The sequence below is a fragment of the Pedobacter sp. N36a genome, assembly GCF_014472395.1.
Taxonomy (GTDB): domain Bacteria; phylum Bacteroidota; class Bacteroidia; order Sphingobacteriales; family Sphingobacteriaceae; genus Pedobacter.
On sequence record NZ_JACSZW010000004.1, the window covers coordinates 309,247 to 326,394 of the forward strand.

Annotated in this window: 8 protein-coding genes and 1 tRNA gene; 3 read left to right on the forward strand and 6 right to left on the reverse strand. The window is 42.4% G+C overall.

Translation table 11 applies throughout. The features are described from left to right. Positions 1–22: 22 nt before the first annotated feature. A complete protein-coding gene (locus H9X96_RS10195; protein ID WP_187666170.1) occupies positions 23–3,208 on the reverse strand; it encodes a TonB-dependent receptor in 3,186 nt (1,061 codons plus the stop codon). Positions 3,209–3,902: 694 nt separating this feature from the next. Between H9X96_RS10195 and H9X96_RS10200 the strand changes: the two genes are divergently transcribed. Then, the gene (locus H9X96_RS10200) at positions 3,903–4,607 is read left to right on the forward strand and encodes a hypothetical protein (protein WP_187666171.1); all 705 of its coding nucleotides are present in this window, start codon (positions 3,903–3,905) and stop codon (positions 4,605–4,607) included. A 78-nt stretch (positions 4,608–4,685) separates the two neighbouring features. Here H9X96_RS10200 and H9X96_RS10205 read toward each other — a convergent pair whose 3' ends face one another. The 5 genes from H9X96_RS10205 to H9X96_RS10225 all read right to left on the reverse strand — a co-directional run bounded on the left by H9X96_RS10205 (position 4,686) and on the right by H9X96_RS10225 (position 15,734). Continuing rightward, positions 4,686–7,865 (reverse strand): PAS domain S-box protein, encoded by a 3,180-nt coding sequence (locus H9X96_RS10205; RefSeq protein WP_187666172.1) that lies wholly within the window; start codon positions 7,863–7,865, stop codon positions 4,686–4,688. Positions 7,866–7,972: 107 nt separating this feature from the next. Beyond that, positions 7,973–10,297: a family 20 glycosylhydrolase gene (locus H9X96_RS10210; protein ID WP_187666173.1), complete on the reverse strand. Its 2,325-nt coding sequence runs from the start codon at positions 10,295–10,297 to the stop codon at positions 7,973–7,975. A gap of 212 nt (positions 10,298–10,509) precedes the next feature. Continuing rightward, on the reverse strand, positions 10,510–11,949 hold the full coding sequence (locus H9X96_RS10215; RefSeq protein WP_187666174.1) for a glycoside hydrolase family 125 protein: 1,440 nt from the start codon (positions 11,947–11,949) through the stop codon (positions 10,510–10,512). A gap of 114 nt (positions 11,950–12,063) precedes the next feature. After that, positions 12,064–14,424, reverse strand: a complete 2,361-nt coding sequence (locus H9X96_RS10220; RefSeq protein WP_187666175.1) for a patatin-like phospholipase family protein — start codon at positions 14,422–14,424, stop codon at positions 12,064–12,066. Positions 14,425–14,474: 50 nt separating this feature from the next. Further along, positions 14,475–15,734, reverse strand: coding sequence for a DUF2264 domain-containing protein (locus tag H9X96_RS10225; RefSeq protein WP_187666176.1), 1,260 nt, complete (start codon positions 15,732–15,734; stop codon positions 14,475–14,477). Positions 15,735–15,880: 146 nt separating this feature from the next. On the opposite strand from H9X96_RS10225, the gene H9X96_RS10230 reads away from it, so the two are divergent. Both H9X96_RS10230 and H9X96_RS10235 read left to right on the forward strand, forming a co-directional pair. Next, on the forward strand, positions 15,881–16,690 hold the full coding sequence (locus H9X96_RS10230) for an endonuclease/exonuclease/phosphatase family protein (protein WP_187666177.1): 810 nt from the start codon (positions 15,881–15,883) through the stop codon (positions 16,688–16,690). Between the two features lie 197 nt (positions 16,691–16,887). Next, a tRNA-Thr gene (locus H9X96_RS10235) sits at positions 16,888–16,960 on the forward strand. Positions 16,961–17,148 lie beyond the last annotated feature (188 nt).

Genomic DNA, 17,148 nt, shown 5'->3' on the forward strand with positions numbered 1-17,148 from the left:
TTTCTTAATATTAATAGGTCCATTAAAACGCTGCACTTAAACCAACTGACCAGGTTTTAAGACCAGGATACGCAGCTCTCTGTGAAGCCGCTTCAGGATCAAAATCCTTCAGGCGTTTATCCGCCATAAAAGTGAATGGATTGTTTGCACTTGCATAAACCCTTAGGTTACTCATGCCTAATTTTTTAACCGCTAACTGAGGGAAAGTATAGCCCAATGTGATGGCTCTGATTCTGAAATAAGAAGCATTAAACAGCCAGAATGAAGAAATCTCATTGTAGTTATGCTTACCGTCACCAGAATTTAAGATGCGAGGGAAATCTGCATTCGCATCAGGATTTTCCGCTGTCCATCTATTTTCCCAAGCCGTTTTTACACCAGCACCATTGAAGAAAGGATAAGCCGCTTCTTCAGAGAAATAGGTTTGTACATTACCTACACCGTAAGTCATGACATTAAAGTCGATGCTTTTGTAGTTTGCACTTAGGTTAAAACCATAGTTTAACCATGGTACATCATTACCGATCACAGTACGATCTGCTGGAGTCCATAGACCATCGCCATTCACATCTTTATACTTGATGTCGCCAGGTTTGGTATTCGCAGTCTGGAAAGGATGACTGTCAATATCTGCCTGATCCACAAATAAACCTTCCGCTTCATAACCATAGAATGAACCGATGGAATTACCTATCCTTTGGATATACCTGCCTTCTATATATTCTTCTCCATCTCCTAACGTAGTAATTGTATTTTTAATCACAGAGAAGTTACCGCCAATACTGAATCTGAAATCCTCACCAATCTTATCGTTGTAAGTCAGGCCAATCTCAAAACCTTTATTTCTGGTAGAAGCACCGTTCGACAATGGCAATCCTGTATTTGTTCCACCAAGCACTACACCAATCGTAGCCAGTTGAGGAATTCTCATCAACAGTTCTTTGGTATCTTTAATGTAGTAATCTGTTACCAGATCCAGTTTACCACCGAAGAAAGTGGCATCGATTCCAAAATCGGTCATGTACACCCGCTCCCATGACGTATTCGGGTCAGGTAGTTTATTTTGGTAAACACCCGTTTGCGGATTGCCTTCAAAACTATAAGCATAACCCGTTTGCAGTTTATTGTAATAGTTTCCAATACCCGCTACTTCCTGATTTCCTAATGAACCATAAGAGCCACGAAGTTTCAGGTTACTGATCCAGCTGATATCTTTCATGAAATCTTCTTTGTTCACATTCCAGCCTGCAGAGAAGGAAGGGAAAACAGCCTCACGTTTTTTTTCCGCGAATCTTGAAGAATAATCCAATCTGATGTTTGCTTCGAAAAGGTATTTGTCTTTGTAAACATAGTTGAAACGACCAAAAACTGAACGCAAAGCCCACTCCTCTTGTAAACTGCGGTTTGCCTGCCCTTTGTCGTCAGAACTAATGTCTTCCGGATTAGTTGAGCCACTACCTACCGTAGTCATGTCATTGTTAGGGAAGTTTTTTCTACCTATAAAAGCATTTCTGGTGACGTTACTTTCCTGACTCGCACCAGCAGTAATTTTACCAAAATGATCTCCAAAGGTACGTTGGTAATCTACGGTACCCTGAAGCAATACTTCCTGACGCTTGCGCCAGTATTCCTTCATTTCATTGATCGGCTGCGCGGTAGTTGCCATTGGCTTACCCGTTAAGAAATCATTCACCGGTACCATGGTATTCTCAAAGCTCGATGAATTAGAATTGAAATACTTTAAGGAAGCCAATCCATTAATCGAAAGCCCTTCCAATGGCGTTAGAGTTGCATTTACCGCAGTTTGCAGGTAATTGTCTTTATCCCATGACCTGCCGCCTTCTGCCACTTTACGCAATTGGTTGTTTTTGGCAATGTTTGGAGAGGCGATACCATTGCTAATTGATCCCCACTGGCCATCAGACTGACGTGCTACTGTAATCGGTAAAGCACGGCTCAGCTCTGTAAAAGACAAATCACCGCCCTGACGCGAATAGTTTTGATTGATCAAAGAAACATTGGTTCCAACAGTCAGCAAACCAGGAACGATCTTACTGTCTGTATTCAATTTACCTACCATACGGTCTTGCTTCTTACCCGGAATCAGTGATTCCTGATCTAAATAGGTAAGCCCTAAATAGGTGCTTGTTACCTTTCCAGGAGAATTCACATTCAGACTAATGTCTCGTTGAGGAGCAGATTTTTTAAGTGCCAGGTCAAACCAGTCCGTATTCGGATAAAGATCTGGCTGAGAACCATTTTTATACGATTCAATTTGGTTGGCTGTAAATTGTGGTTTTCCACCGCCATTTACCAAAGCCTCATTGTACAACGTAGCATAGGTTTCAGAATTCACGAATTTCGGAAGATAAGCAGCAGTCTGCCATCCATAATTTGCATTCAGGTTCACCGTTGTTTTTTCTCCTGAACCTCTCTTTGTCATGACCAAAATCACGCCATTCGCCGCTCTTGAACCGTAAAGAGCAGCAGAAGCTGCATCTTTCAATACAGACATATTAGAAATGTCATTCGGGTTCAAAGAGGCAAACTCCTGTTCAGTCGCAGGAATCCCATCAATAATATATAAAGGATTAGTAGATCCTGCCAAGCTGCTTCTACCACGAATACTAATCGTACCAGTACCATTTGAGGTACCGTTCTCACGACGACTGACATCGCCAGGACGTTGTAAAATCGTTAATCCAGGAGTTACCCCCTGTAAGGCATTTTGAACCGAAGTTACCGGTCTGTTGGCTAATGTTTTTGGGCTGATGGTGGCCACAGCGCCTGTTAAACTGGTTTTTTTCTGTGTACCATAAGCTACCACCACCACTTCGTCCAGATTATTGGTCTCCGTAGTCAAAGTAACATTGATGGACGTTTGCTTATTTACTAAAATTTCTTGTGTTGCATAACTTAGCATTTTGAAAACCAACACCCCATCTTCGGGTACGCTGATTGAATAATTTCCGTTTGCATCGGTACTGGTTCCACGACCAGGTGCTGATTTTAGACTTACCGTTACGCCTGGTAATGGGCCTTGACTGTCTTTCACGGTTCCTTTCACAACAATATCGGCAAGGTTAGTCCGGAGGTTGCTTTTCTGAGACTGGGGATTAACCACAGCTAATACATCCTGCACGCACAGGAGCATCACTGCCATTAAAACCCAAATCCCTGTGGTTTTAAAAATTTGGTTTTTGTTCATTATAGAATTTGGTTGTTAAAGAAAAATTAAATCAATGTTACGTATAGTAATCACGATTTAAAGTACTTTAAAGGGCTGTGGTCTACGCAAACGGTTGTGTAGCATACACCCGTTTTAAGAAATTAACAGTCCCCATTCCCGAAATCACAAAAACTGCGTTTCCAGCTTGTATCGCTAACTATTTAGCCACCAGCACTTAGCGCAGACTAAGAATACAAGCGCCCTAAAAAACGACGGATTTATGTTTAACCTATACGATAATCCATTGAAGCCAGCGGGATCCTTCCGCGCAAACGGTTGTGTGTCCCTTAAAAAAGGAACCTAGAGTGCTTTAAAAACGTTACCTTTCTTTTTTAGTTTCTTAAAAAAATATTCCAAAAACGTCAATAACAAGCAGATTATTGTGCAAGCTAAAAATTAGAAAACAGCGTTTAAACACCTAATTTACAGGAAATAGATTCCTATGTCTCTGAAAGTTATTCTTCCTTCAAATACTGACGTATTAAATTAATTCGTCAGATATTCAAAGCCTCAAAAATGAGTTTTCGTATAAAAATAGCAAGCAGATTTTCAGACAGTTATCTGCCTAGAACGCTCTAATGACACTAAGTTGACATAAATTATTCTATTAAGCCTACTTTTGCCCCCATAATTTTTTAGTTATTTAACATCTATTTAACAACAAAGACACATTATGAAAAAAGGATTACTTATCGCAGGCCTTGCACTTTTTGGAGCTGCAGCACAAGCACAAGATCTTAAACCTGTTGCAGGTGACGTTACTACTGAGTTTGGTTTAACTGGTGGTGTAAACAGAACTAACTTCAAATTGAACGATGGCGCTGGAATGTTACGTTTCCGTTATTTCCAAAAAGAAGATATCGCTTTCCGTTTAGGTTTCAACGTAGAGTCTACAAATGACAAAACAAACGTTTTCGGTCCAAATGGCAGCAAAGGTAACATCACTGAATCTGCTACTAAAGTATTGATCAACTTAGGTGTGGAGAAACACTTTGCAGGTACTGCACGTTTATCTCCTTACGTAGGTGCAGACCTTCTTTTCGGTACAGGTACTTCAAAAGTGAAAACTGAAAATGCTATTATTAAAGGTAACCCAGCAACTGGTGAATATGCTAACGATAATTTCATGGATGCTAAAGCGCCTAGCTATACTTCTATAGGTCTTCGTGGTGTGATCGGTGCAGATTACTACATCGCAAAACGCTTATTCTTAGGTGTTGAAGCAGGTCTAGGTTTTGCTTACGAAAAACAAGGTAAATCAGAAACTACAACTAGAGTTGGAAATACCACCACTACTACTAAATTTGATTCAGCAGGAAGCACTAACACCATCAGCCCAAGTGTAATCACTGGTCTTCGTGTTGGTTTTGCATTCTAAATAAAACGCTGATTTGATCAGTTTTTATACCGGAGGCGGTTTAAGCAAGGTGTATTCATCTTGCTTAAACCGCCTTCCTTATTTCAGCCACCTCTTGAATACCTGGGCAATTTCTTCTTCCAGAACCGGCTTGGAGAGAAAATCATTCATTCCGGAAAGGATACACTTTTCCTTTTCTCCCTTTACATTTCCTGCCGTTAACGCAATAATGGGCACATGGACCAGTTCTAATTCATTTCTGATATACCGTGTGGCTTCGTAACCATTCATTTCCGGCATCTGTACATCCATCAAAATCAAATCGGGCAGCTCTGCTTTGCAATGTGCTAAACACTCCAGTCCGTTAGCAGCTTCCTGAATCTGAGCCATTGGCGCAATCCTTTTCACAATGGTCTTGGCCAGCAGCATATTGATCAGATTGTCTTCTGCAATCAATACCTTGATTGGTTGCAGACTCCTGACCATACCTGACTTTAAATGGTCTTTCTGCAGTGATTTCTTCGTCAGGGCATCAGCAGCATTCCAATCTTCTGTGCCTGCATTTTCTACCTGAAGCTGGATATCAAAGAAGAAAGTACTGCCCAATCCTGGGCTGCTGATCAACTCCAGCTTACTGTTCATCAGACCTAAAAGCTGATTCGAAATACTCAGCCCCAGGCCGGTTCCTCCATACCTTTTGGTCGTAGAACCATCTTCCTGCGAGAAGGCCTCAAATACTTTTCCTTGTTTATCCGACTTGATGCCAATTCCAGTATCCTTTACCTGGAAACGGATGTCCATCCTATCGTTTACTATCGGGGAAAGCGGAAGCATCATAAGTTCGATCTCCCCCGTCTCCGTAAATTTAACCGCATTGCTGAGGAGGTTAATCAATACTTGCCGCAGCCGAACGGAGTCGGTCCATATAAACCTTGGCAGTGTTTCCGCAATATTCAATTTAATTTCCAAAGCTTTACGTTGTGCTTGAAAAGAATTGATATCTAAAGCCTGATTTCCTAGCTCATACAGGTCGCACTTCTCAATTTCCAATTCCAGCTTTCCCGATTCGATCTTTGAGAAGTCCAGAATATCATTGATGATGCCCAATAAGGCATTGGCCGATTCGTAGACAATATTCAGGTATTGTTCCTGACTTGCGCTGAGTTCCGTTTTTAAGACCAGGTCAGTAAATCCAATGACCCCATTGAGCGGGGTGCGGATTTCATGACTCATATTTGCTAAAAACTCTGACTTCGCCAGACTGGCATGTTCTGCTTGTTCTTTCGCTTTATTGAGCTCTAATCTTTGTCTGCTACTTTCGGTAATATCCTGACTAAAGATCATAATACCGCCAATTTTTCCATCGAACTGATACCATGGCCGAAGCTCCCAGCGGAGATATTGATCATGATCCCAGCCTTCTGGCCGCCAGATGTCTACTTCTTTCTTGATCACTTCCCCTTTCAGACACCGTTGGTAAATGTCTTTCCAATGCTTACTCATCCCCGGCAATACTTTATAATGAGATTGCCCATACAGGTCAGTTCCCTGCAATTGGTACTCCTCCAGCCATCGGTTACTCGCCGCTATATAACAAAGTCGGCTATCCAGCATCGCTACCGCAGCAGGTGCATGGGTCACAAAAGCAGAGAGCCTTGCCTTTTCCTCAGATAAGGCAATCTCCGCACGTTTTTTTTCATCGATATTCTGGAAAGTTCCATAAAGGCGTTTACAGATTCCTCCTTCAAACTCTGCATGCCCCAATACACGAACCCAGATTTCCCTTCCTTTTTTAGTCTGAACAAGCAGCTCCAAATCCCATGCTTCCCCAGTTTTGGTGGCAGCTTGTACCGCCTCATCCAACTTATGTCGATTTTCACCGGCTTTATAGAAGAGCAGCGCCTTCTTCAAATTGGGTTGATAATTTGCTGACACCTCATGAATTTGCCTCGTAATGGCTGTCCAGCTTAATTTCTGGTGAATCATATCCAAATCCCAGCCTCCAATCTGCGCCACTTCATTGGTTTGCTCCAGCATTTTTGTGGTTCTTTCCAGCTCTCTTTCCAAAATGTGTTTTTCCGTGACATCAATCGCGTTTACAATCACATATTTTTGTCCGAAAAGGTCATGTTCTAATACATTGTTATAGAACAATACCCTCGGAGAACCGTCTTTATGAAGGATGGTCATTAATCCCGAGGATTTCCCCTTCTCTGACATCTCCTGGAGGTATTCCTTGATGTGAATCCGATGTTTTGGAAGGGTAAGCTCGAATAAAGTCTGCCCGTAAAGCATCGCTGCTTTATAGCCCAGCAGTGAGGCCCCGGCGATATTGACAGAAATTAAAACACCCTTCATATCGTGCGTACACATCAAACCCTGAGAATTTTCAAAGAAGGAACGCATATTATTTTCACTTAAGCGGATCTTCTCATCGCGTTCATTTTCAACACTGATGTCTCTGGCAATCGCAAATACATGGTCGGTGCCTGGCTCTGGTGTTGCAGTCCATTGCAGCACTTTATAATCGCCGCAGGCCGTTAAAAAGCGGCAGACAAAATTCGTGATATTTAATCCGGCGGTCAGCTTTTCCATTTGTCCAAAACTATTAATCAGGTCATCTGGATGAACAAGACTTAAGAAACTATGAGACATTAACTGTGCAGGTTTCCAGCCCAGCATTTTTTCGAAAGCAGGATTGATCTTTTTGAAGAAACCATCCAGCCCCGCTATGCAAATCAGGTCATTTGACAATTCATATAGCTGGTCAAAATACTGATGTTCTGCTTTTTCCCTACGATTTATAATCAGCTCCATCGCTTGTTTCGACAGCAGCGTCAAGGCCTTTCTTTGTGCAGGACTCAGCACTTTTGGCTCCGGCCCCAATACGCATAGGGAGCCAATTACATAACCTTTCGGATCTACGAGTGGATGCCCGGCATAAAACCTGATATTTGGCGCTCCGGTAACCAGTATGCTGTTTTTAAATCGATCATCTTTCGTTGCATCTTCTACTTCAAAGATGGCTTCGGAAAGAATGGTGTATTGACAAAAAGCGATTTCCTTTGTCGTTTCTTCTACAGTAATTCCCTTTTTAGACTTAAACCATTGTCGCTGATCATCCAATAATGCAATGAGCGAAACTGGAGCATCACAAATCAAAGAGGCCAGCTCTGTAATTCTGTCAAATTCGGCTTCTGCAGGAGAATCCAGGATCTGGTAGCGTTTTAGCGCCAGCAATCGTTCCTTTTCATCAAATGGTAGACTGGGTATTTTCATGGGGATGATCAATCTATAAAAGAAAATTTAGGGCAGCGCTAATGCCCTAAAACAAATATAACATTTACACCTAAAGATGCCTACGGGAAAAACACTCAAAAATATGGCTATTTAGTCAGTATAATTTCATCAGCAAATATCCATGCAGGGAGTCCGGCACCACTATGTCCTTTGGGAAGTGCATCCAAAACTTTGGCGGTTACGCGTACATAACGGGTAGTTACTGGCTTAAAAACCGCCTTGAAATCATGGAGTAAGGTATATTTCTGGTCTATGGGAATGGTATGATTCACAGTCTTCAATTCTTTGAAATTTACGCCATCTGTAGAAGCTTCAAATTTAACCCATTGTGGCAAGATCACCCATTCATCGTAATTCTGTAAACAGCCCAACGCAGCAGTTCCAATAGTAGCTTGCTGACCAAGGTCGATGGTGGCGATTAAATCTTTGCCATCGAAGCCATGCCAGTATTTTTGTAAGCTAGTGGTTCCGCGAATGCCGTCCGTCAGCGAATTTGGCCCATCCGCACTATATATCTTAGCCTGAGGGTGAACGTAATTCACCTTTTTTGCTGTCGCCAGATCGAAGACGAAAGATTGTTTTGCAGGTACCAAACCCATTAATGCGCCATCCAAAGCATACATTGCTTTTAGCGTAGCAGTACTGTCAATACTGATTGGCCCGGTGTATTTCAAACTTGCAGTGCTTGGCTGATCTCCGTTCAGCGTATAGAAGATATCGCCTTTTGTGGCCTCTACCAACAGTTCTGCAGATAATTTACCCTGGCTAATGAGCGGTTTAATGGCTACGGTATAGTTCCCTGGTGAATAATGGTACCCTTTCTGATCAAATCCATTGAAATGATATTTCAGGCGATCAGAAAAATCGACCCAGTTTTTCCTGACTGCCGGCGACCACAATACCTCTCCTAATGCCAGCATCCTTGGCAATACCATATATTCCAGGTGTGACTTGGTCACAATATATTCTGTCCATACATTGGCTTGTGCGCCCAATAAGTATTTAGCATCTTTGGCAGTCATTTCTTCCGGGACAGGCTCATAGTCGTATACTTCCTTCAGCGAATTAAAACCGCCTATCGCCATCGGTTCTCCCTCCGGCCCTGCCTGATACTGATCGAAATAAACAGGATTACTTGGCGTCATGATCACCTGATGTTTCATTTTTGCCGCTTCAATGCCTCCTGCTTCCCCTCTCCAGCTCATGACCGTAGCTTCCGGTGCCAATCCCCCTTCCAGGATTTCATCCCAGCCAATCATGCGGCGCTGTTTACCGATCAGGAATTTCTCCATTCTGGTGATGAAATAGCTCTGTAATTCATGCTCATCTTTTAGTCCTGAAGTTTTTATTCTTGACTGACATTTAGGGCAGTTCTTCCAGGCTGTTTTGTTCACTTCATCCCCGCCGATATGGATGTATTTTGAAGGGAATAGTGCCAGAACTTCGGTCAGCACATCTTCTAAAAAGGCATATACTTCTTCGTTCCCTGCGCAATAGTTGGCGGCAACAGGCCCATAATCACCCCCGGTTAAAGGCAATTGCGGGTGCTGACTACAGCTTAACTGTGGATAAGCCGCAATTGCAGAGGCCACATGCCCAGGCATCTCTATTTCCGGCACAATAGTTACATTTCTGATGGCCGCGTATTCGATAATGTCTTTGATCTGTTTCTGGGTATAATAACCGCCATAAGTGGCCGGTTCACCCGGTTTCGCCAAGGGCCTGCTGCTCCAAACACGCTTATTCTGGTCTACACGCCAGGCCCCAACATCGGTTAATTTCGGGTATTTCTTGATCTCAATCCGCCAGCCCTGATCGTCTACTAGGTGCCAGTGGAAAGTATTGATTTTATAGGAAGCCATCAAATCGATGTATTCCTTGACCATATCTGGAGAGAAAAAATGACGGGACACATCCAGGTGCATTCCGCGCCATTTAAATCGTGGATAATCGGTGATTTCCATTCCTGGAATCTGCAGTGCTGCATTGGTTTGTATTTGTGGCAGGGTCTGAAAGATGCTTTGCATCCCATAAACGATTCCCGCCCGTCCATTTGCAGCGATCTGAATTCCATTGCTATTGACCAGCAGGGTATAGCCCTCCTCTCCAAGCAATGGATTATTGACCTTTTTTAAGGTGATGACATTAGTTTTCGCTTTTTTAATGGCTAACGTATAGTCAGAAATTCCTTTGATATAGCTGATGAAAAAATCAGCAGCAGGTTTCAACTCTTTTTGATTTCCTGCCAGCTCCAGCACGGTTTCATTATTGATCAGGAAATGATCATTCCCCAAACGCAGGCTGACCGGCTGTGGAATGATACTTGGTTTTTGTAGTTCCAGTTGGGCGTATCCATTGAAACTGAAGCAGAAAAGAGAAAGGAAAAAGGTAGTTTTTAACACAGGTTTCATTCCCTTAAGAAAAGGAATTAAGGAGCGGCATTGTTTAATGATAGTTGCAAAACGTTCAGCAATTTTGGCAAAGCTAAAACGCTTTAAAATGCATGAATACCTTCCCTCATCGTATAAGCAGGTTAAAGAAACCGTTAAAAGCTCGAGGTTTAAAACAAAAATCGCCTCCTGAATTTGATATCGGGAGGCGATCTGTATTTAAAATCTGGGTTTTAAGCCAATAAATGCGGTCTTTCTTGATATGTTTTCCAAAGGAACTCTCCGAAAATAGTATTTGTCCAGGCAAACCATGCTCTGGTAAACTTCTTAGGATCATTTTTATGGAAAGATTCATGCATAAATCCGGTATCGCCATGGCATTTCTGCAGCATATCCAGACAAAGTTTAATCTCTTTATCGTCAGAACTGGTCAGTCCTCTGGCAATGATACTCATTGGCCAGATCATGTCTTTACCGATGTGCGGACCACCGATTCCTTCAGCAGCCGTTCCTTTAAAGAAGAATGGGTTATCATCCAACGAATGGATCATTTTACGGGTATTCTGGTAGATAGGATCATCCGCAGCAACTGCACCCAGGTATGGCAATGCCAGTAAACTTGGGATATTCGCATCGTCCATCATGTTATAACTGCCCATGCCATTCACTTCAAACGCATATACTTTACCATATTTTTCATGGTTAAATACCGCATATTTCTGTAAGGCATCTTGTACTTCAATCGCCAGTGCATCCAGGTCTTTCGCTGTTTGTTCGTCTGCTTTAATCGCTCTAAAGATCTCCGCAGCTTGTTTTAAACTCACTACTGCGAAAAAGTTAGAAGGTACCAGGAAAGAATAAACCGTCGCATCATCACTCGGACGGAAAGTAGAACAAATCAGTCCTACCGGCTTCACAGGATAGCCATATCCCATCATAGGAACGCCATCTGTAGCCCAGGAAGTGTGACGTTGAAAAGTGTAAGGACCATCGTTTTCTTTACGCTGCTGCTCTTTAAAGGTTTTTAAAGTCAGTTTTACGGAAGATTGCCAATCCGCATCAAATGGAGTGGTGTCATTGGTTTCTTTCCAATAACGGTAGGCTAAACGAATTGGGTAACACAGGGAATCGATCTCCCATTTACGCTCATGTAAGCCTGGTTTCATATCCGTCACATCATTTTTCCACTCGCCAACTTTATTTGGGTCGTTATAAAATGCGTTCGCATAAGGATCTTTCAAGATACATTTCACCTGATGGTTGATCACGCCATTCACCAGGTTTTTCAAAGGTTTATCTTTTTTAAGGAAAGGCAAGTATGGCCAAACCTGCGCAGTACTGTCGCGAAGCCACATGGCATCGATGTCTCCAGTAATCACATAAGTATCAGGTTTTCCTGCATTTTCCGTATAAGTTACAGTAGTATCTAAAGTATTCGGGAAACAGTTATTGAATAACCAGGCCATTTCTTTGTTTTTCACTTTGGCAGAAAATTCCGTAATCGCACTTTCTACAGCTTTACTGCTGAAATGACGCGAAGCTAATGGAGTCCTTACCGTTGGAAACGTAGATGATGGCCCAGAGAAAGCAGGTGCTGCAAAGGATACCAGGTCGCTGGCCACTAATCCTGCCCCAAGGAGGCCTGCTTTTTGAATAAATGATCTTCTTCTCATTTCGAAAATATTTGGTGTAATGATGCTATTTTAAAAAGGCAATATAGCATAAAGATTCTAAATCAGAATCCTTAATAAAAGCCCGTAAACGAAGATATAAATAGTTTTAGCAAATTAAAATTTAAAGCCGATAGAGAGGTACATTCTCCAGGGATTGTGATCAAAGCCATTCGTTTTAGCAACCGCAAAATTAATAGGGCCAATGAAAGACATATAGCCCAGTTTTGCCCCATATCCGAAAAGGTAATCGTTGTTAAAGGCTACTTTAAATGGATTCAAACCTTGATTTTCCCAAGCCAGGTTGACTTGTGGTGTCAAATAAAGGTTACCTCTGAGGTTGTACTGCAGGCCAAGGCCATAACTCGTCACATTCGCAATGCCGAATTCTCCGCGTTTCAGTCCGATAAAATCCCCTTGTCCGATATCCTGACGCGGATCAATTCCACCCAGAGAAAAATTAGCGTTTTCATACATATAGGTCCCATCAAAGCCATATTTATCTGAATAATTAAAACCCCAGGTCGCTGTGGCATTCAGGGAAATTCGCCTGCCCAGTCGTGCCACATAGTTTTCATTCATGAAAAATCGAAAAACATTCCCTGGCAAGCCTCCAGGAGGTGGATTCAGAATCTCATAAATTAACTGGCCTTTCAGATCTGCTGAATCCGGCATCTTTGTGCTGATGCGGTTATTGATCAGGTACTTTGCCTGAATAGTGAGCATATTCCCACTTTTTGGATAATAAAGGTTATCTAAAGTATTCTGTTTAAATAACAGCGCAACCGCCTCATTGCTATGTCGATACAGGGTTCGAATATCATTTCCTTCTCCAAATAGTCTTTTGAAAAGATTTGGCCCTCTTTTGATCGTTTCATTTTCATTACTCAGGCTCAAAGCAATGGAAGTCGATCGGCCAGCGCTGTAGCCCAATGCAAGCTCTGAGTTCAGCGTGTTATTGAAATAGTTTTCATCGGAAATCAAGCGGTAAAGGATGGAATTGTTCTGTAATGCCTGATAGTTGAAGGAGGCTTTCATCCATAATCTATTGCTGCTGTTGATGAATTTATAATAGTCAAAACGTCCTTTAAAGCGTTCAGAGAGATCCACAGTTGCCAATAACCTCGACTTTCTCAGGAAAATATTCCGATAGGTATAATTGATGATCAGACCGGCACTCTGTTCCGTATCATAATGAACTGCCGCTTTAAAGACACCGGGTTTACCCTGTTTCAGCCTCATATTGAGTGTCAATCCGGTATCTGCATTGTTTTCAAAAGTATAATAAACTTTATCAAAAAACTGAGTTCCGAAAAGATCTTCCACGCCATCATTTAAGGCTTTTACCTTTATAGGGCGGCCAGTCTTCAATCCAAGCCTGGAATTGGCAAACTGCTCCATAACCGGTATGTCTATAGGTTGACCTTTGTCATTCTGAAAGGCGATTTTAGTCACAGGCAACTCAGGATCTTTCACCTTTCTGGATATCGTATCCAGTTTGTACTTTTTCTGGTCTTCCGCGATTTTGATCAGCTGAGGCAGGTATTTTCGGGCTTCCTGCTCTCCAATTTCGATGATCCGCCTATTTCTATAAAAATCAGCAGCAGAATAATCACTAAGTACCTGGGTAAAATCGACGACCACATCCGCCAATGCTTCCTGTTTTTTCGAATCTTCCACAGAGCGGAAAGCATGCGTCTGATAGATGAGTTTCATTGGGTTCTCAATTTCTTTCTCGCTGAACAGGCGGAAACCCGTATACCCCCCAATCACAAGATCAGCTCCCATATCCTTGACTTCCTGCACCGGAAAATTACGGTCCAAACCACCGTCTACCAATAAATGTCCATCGATGTAAACGGGTGCAAAAGCTGCCGGAATGGCCAATGTAGCACGAATTGCTAAGGGCAAAGATCCTTTATGCTGCAAAACCAGTCCACCGTTTACAATGTCTGAGGAGGTAATGGTGATTGGAATGGGCAGTTTATTAAAATCATTGATGTGTTTAGCAGCGTACGTTAAAGTATTCAGGATTTCTGACATATACTGTCCTTCGATCAAGGCTCCTGGCAATCTAGGCCTGCCACCCAACACCGGAAACTCGATCATATAATTGTCGTACTCGTCTTTTTCCTCAATATTGATTTGTCGCAAAGGCACTTTATTACTCAATACCCGGCGCCAATTGATCCTCAAAGCGATCTTTTTCAGGGTATCCGGGTGGTAACCGATGGCATATAAACCGCCGAAAATACCTCCGGCACTGGTTCCTGAAATGTAATCGACCTTTATGCCTAAAGAGTCGATCAATTTCAATAAGCCGATATGCGCCATTCCTTTTGCGCCACCACCACTTAAAGCTAAACCTATTTTCGGTCGACCGCCATCTTTACCTTTCATTTGAGCAGATACCTGGCTGCTATTGGCGCAGCACAAGTAAAATAACAACGATAAGCAGCAGATAACACTCTTGAACATAAGCTTTTCATTAGGGAATTCTAAATATCAGAATTTTATAAATGAAATTCTTAGTAATCTACATGATAATCTTTGGGGAATTTCTGACTGCTCCAGGCCTTTTTAGCGGTCCAATCTGCTGCTGGTGCCGACCAGAACTCGTTTTCCGCGGATAAACCCAGGGGCAGGAAAGAAAGCGTGGCCATGTATAAACTACCGGTAGAAGTATAATAATCAGCGATATCAGGGTCATGACCTACGAAGCCCAACAATAACCAGCCATTTTTATCGAACGTTCCAGCTGCCTCATACATATTCTTTTTAACCAGGGTAAGGGCCGCACGTACCTGCGCCGGCTTTATCGTTTCAGGTAGTTTTCCCACTAAGGCCACCTGGGCCAAGGCTTGAAAAGCACCGGTACGGTAGGTGATCGATCGGCCAATGGGTGGAAATGTACCTTCAGGGGAAATCATCCGCTCCTGTCCAACGGCATACCTGACCATCCTCGACAAAGCCAATTCATATTCCTTTTGCGTAACCAATCCTTTATCCATCATGATTTTCATGGTGTCCACCATCATGGGATGAATCACAAAAGAATTGTAGTAATCAAAAGCGAAGTTTGGCCCATCACCATAGCAACCATCGCCTTTATACCATTCATTTAGTTGCTTAGGCCCTTTATTTAGTCTCTCGCTATCAGGCTCCTCTCCTATGGATAATAGAAAGGCTTCGGTGATTGAACCAAACAACAGCCAGTTGCTATTGAAAGGCTTGCGGTTCCTTAAAGATTTAAACGAAGCAATGATGCGTGCTTTAGTTGTCGCATCCAATGGTTCCCAAAGTGCTTTTGGTGCCCTGATGAAGGTTTGCGCAAGATACGCCGCATCTACAATCGGCTGGTGATCGGTTGTAAAGTTCAGCAAATCCGGACTGGAAGGATCAAAACAACGCGTTAATCCTTGCAGCACCTCATTTCTCATCTTTTTTCTATAAGTGCTCTCCTCCGTCGCATCATCCGGCAAAGATAGCCAAGGGGCAATACCGGCAAAAGTTCTGCCTACTGCTTCCAGGTAAGTGACATGGATAGATCTGTTGTCAAATTTAGGAGATTTCTCCACCAGCATGTTTTGCTTTAACGTGCCATTGGCCAGATTTTCCGTTACCGGATTGGCTATTTTATACAACAATTTCCACCAGTATTCCCGGTCATTTTTAGGTTTATTTCCTGCAGTAAACACTTGTTTTTCTAGGGCTAAAAGCTTGCCTGGTTGTATTGTTCCAGCCGCTCCTACGAGTGATACTGCAGCTAAAAATTTCCTTCTTTCCATATCATTTAATTAAATATCTTAGTCCGAATATAACAGACATTCTCTGTTAATTTTAAGGAGGTACTGCGCAAACGTTTGATATTTAATGCCAGCGGCCATCCTGCTATAAAACCGAATATTTAAACACAAATCAAACGCTGAATCCTATGCAAAAAAGAACTTTTCATTTTCTCTCCGCTTTTGGCGCCATCCTCCTGCTCTGCAACCTACTGAGCATAGCTGGCATGGCACAATCCAAACCAAAAACTATCAAAGTGATGAGCTATAACATTCATCATGGAAATCCACCGGAACGTCCTGGAGTCATTGACCTTCCAGCTATTGCCGCGGTCATTAAACAGCATACTCCAGACCTCGTGGCCTTACAGGAACTAGATAAAGTCACCAAAAGAACCGGACAAGTGGATCAATTGAAAACACTGGCAGAACTGACCGGAATGTATTATTTCTTCTCCAAAGGGATAGATTTTGAAGGTGGTGAATACGGAGTGGGCATCCTTTCCAAATACCCCATCAACAGTTCAACCCGTTATCCTTTACCTGCTAAAGCCGGTATAGAAGCCGAAGCCCGCAGTCTGGCAGTCATCCATGTCACACTCCCAAATGGTGAAGGCCTACATTTTGCCTGTACCCACCTGGATTTGAATAATGAACATCGAATGTTACAGATCAAGGAGATCAATAACCTCATCGGTAGAAAGAAAGCTGATGTGATCCTGGCGGGAGATTTAAACCTGACCTCCAGCACACCGGCAATGAAGCTATTGGAACAATATTTTACCCGCAGCTGTACGGAAAATTGTGCACCAACGATCCCTCAGGATGATCCCAAAGAAGAAATCGACTTTATCCTGTTGAAAAAAGGAACTAAAATAAAGGTCGTTTCGCATCAGGTATTTCCAAATATCGACGCTTCGGATCACCTTCCTGTGATGGCCACTTACCAACTTCCCTAATTCAAATTCTTCCGCCTTTTTTGATTTTTAAACTCCTGAATCGAAATCCCTCAGAAAAGGCGGAAATTAAAATTCCTGATTTTTAGCGCGTTAAATAAAAACCAGCCAAAATAATTTGGCAAAATGAAAGAAAACCCTACTTTTGTGGCCTCACCAGGAAATCAAGGGCATTTATTTACTCTTGATCCATCATAAAAGCCTCCTTAGCTCAGCTGGTAGAGCAACTGACTTGTAATCAGTAGGTCATTGGTTCGATCCCGATAGGAGGCTCTTTATTTTCCCCCAAAAATCATTACTAACTTCAAAGGCTAATTACTAAGATCTAATCACCGTTTATAGTTTTTTCTCGTCATTGATCTTGTATTTTTCACCGATAAAGCGTTTTTACTCAGCTTATAAAAAGCAAAAGGGTTAATCCAACAATGCTTATTGCTGAATTAACCCTTTCCGTATTCTTA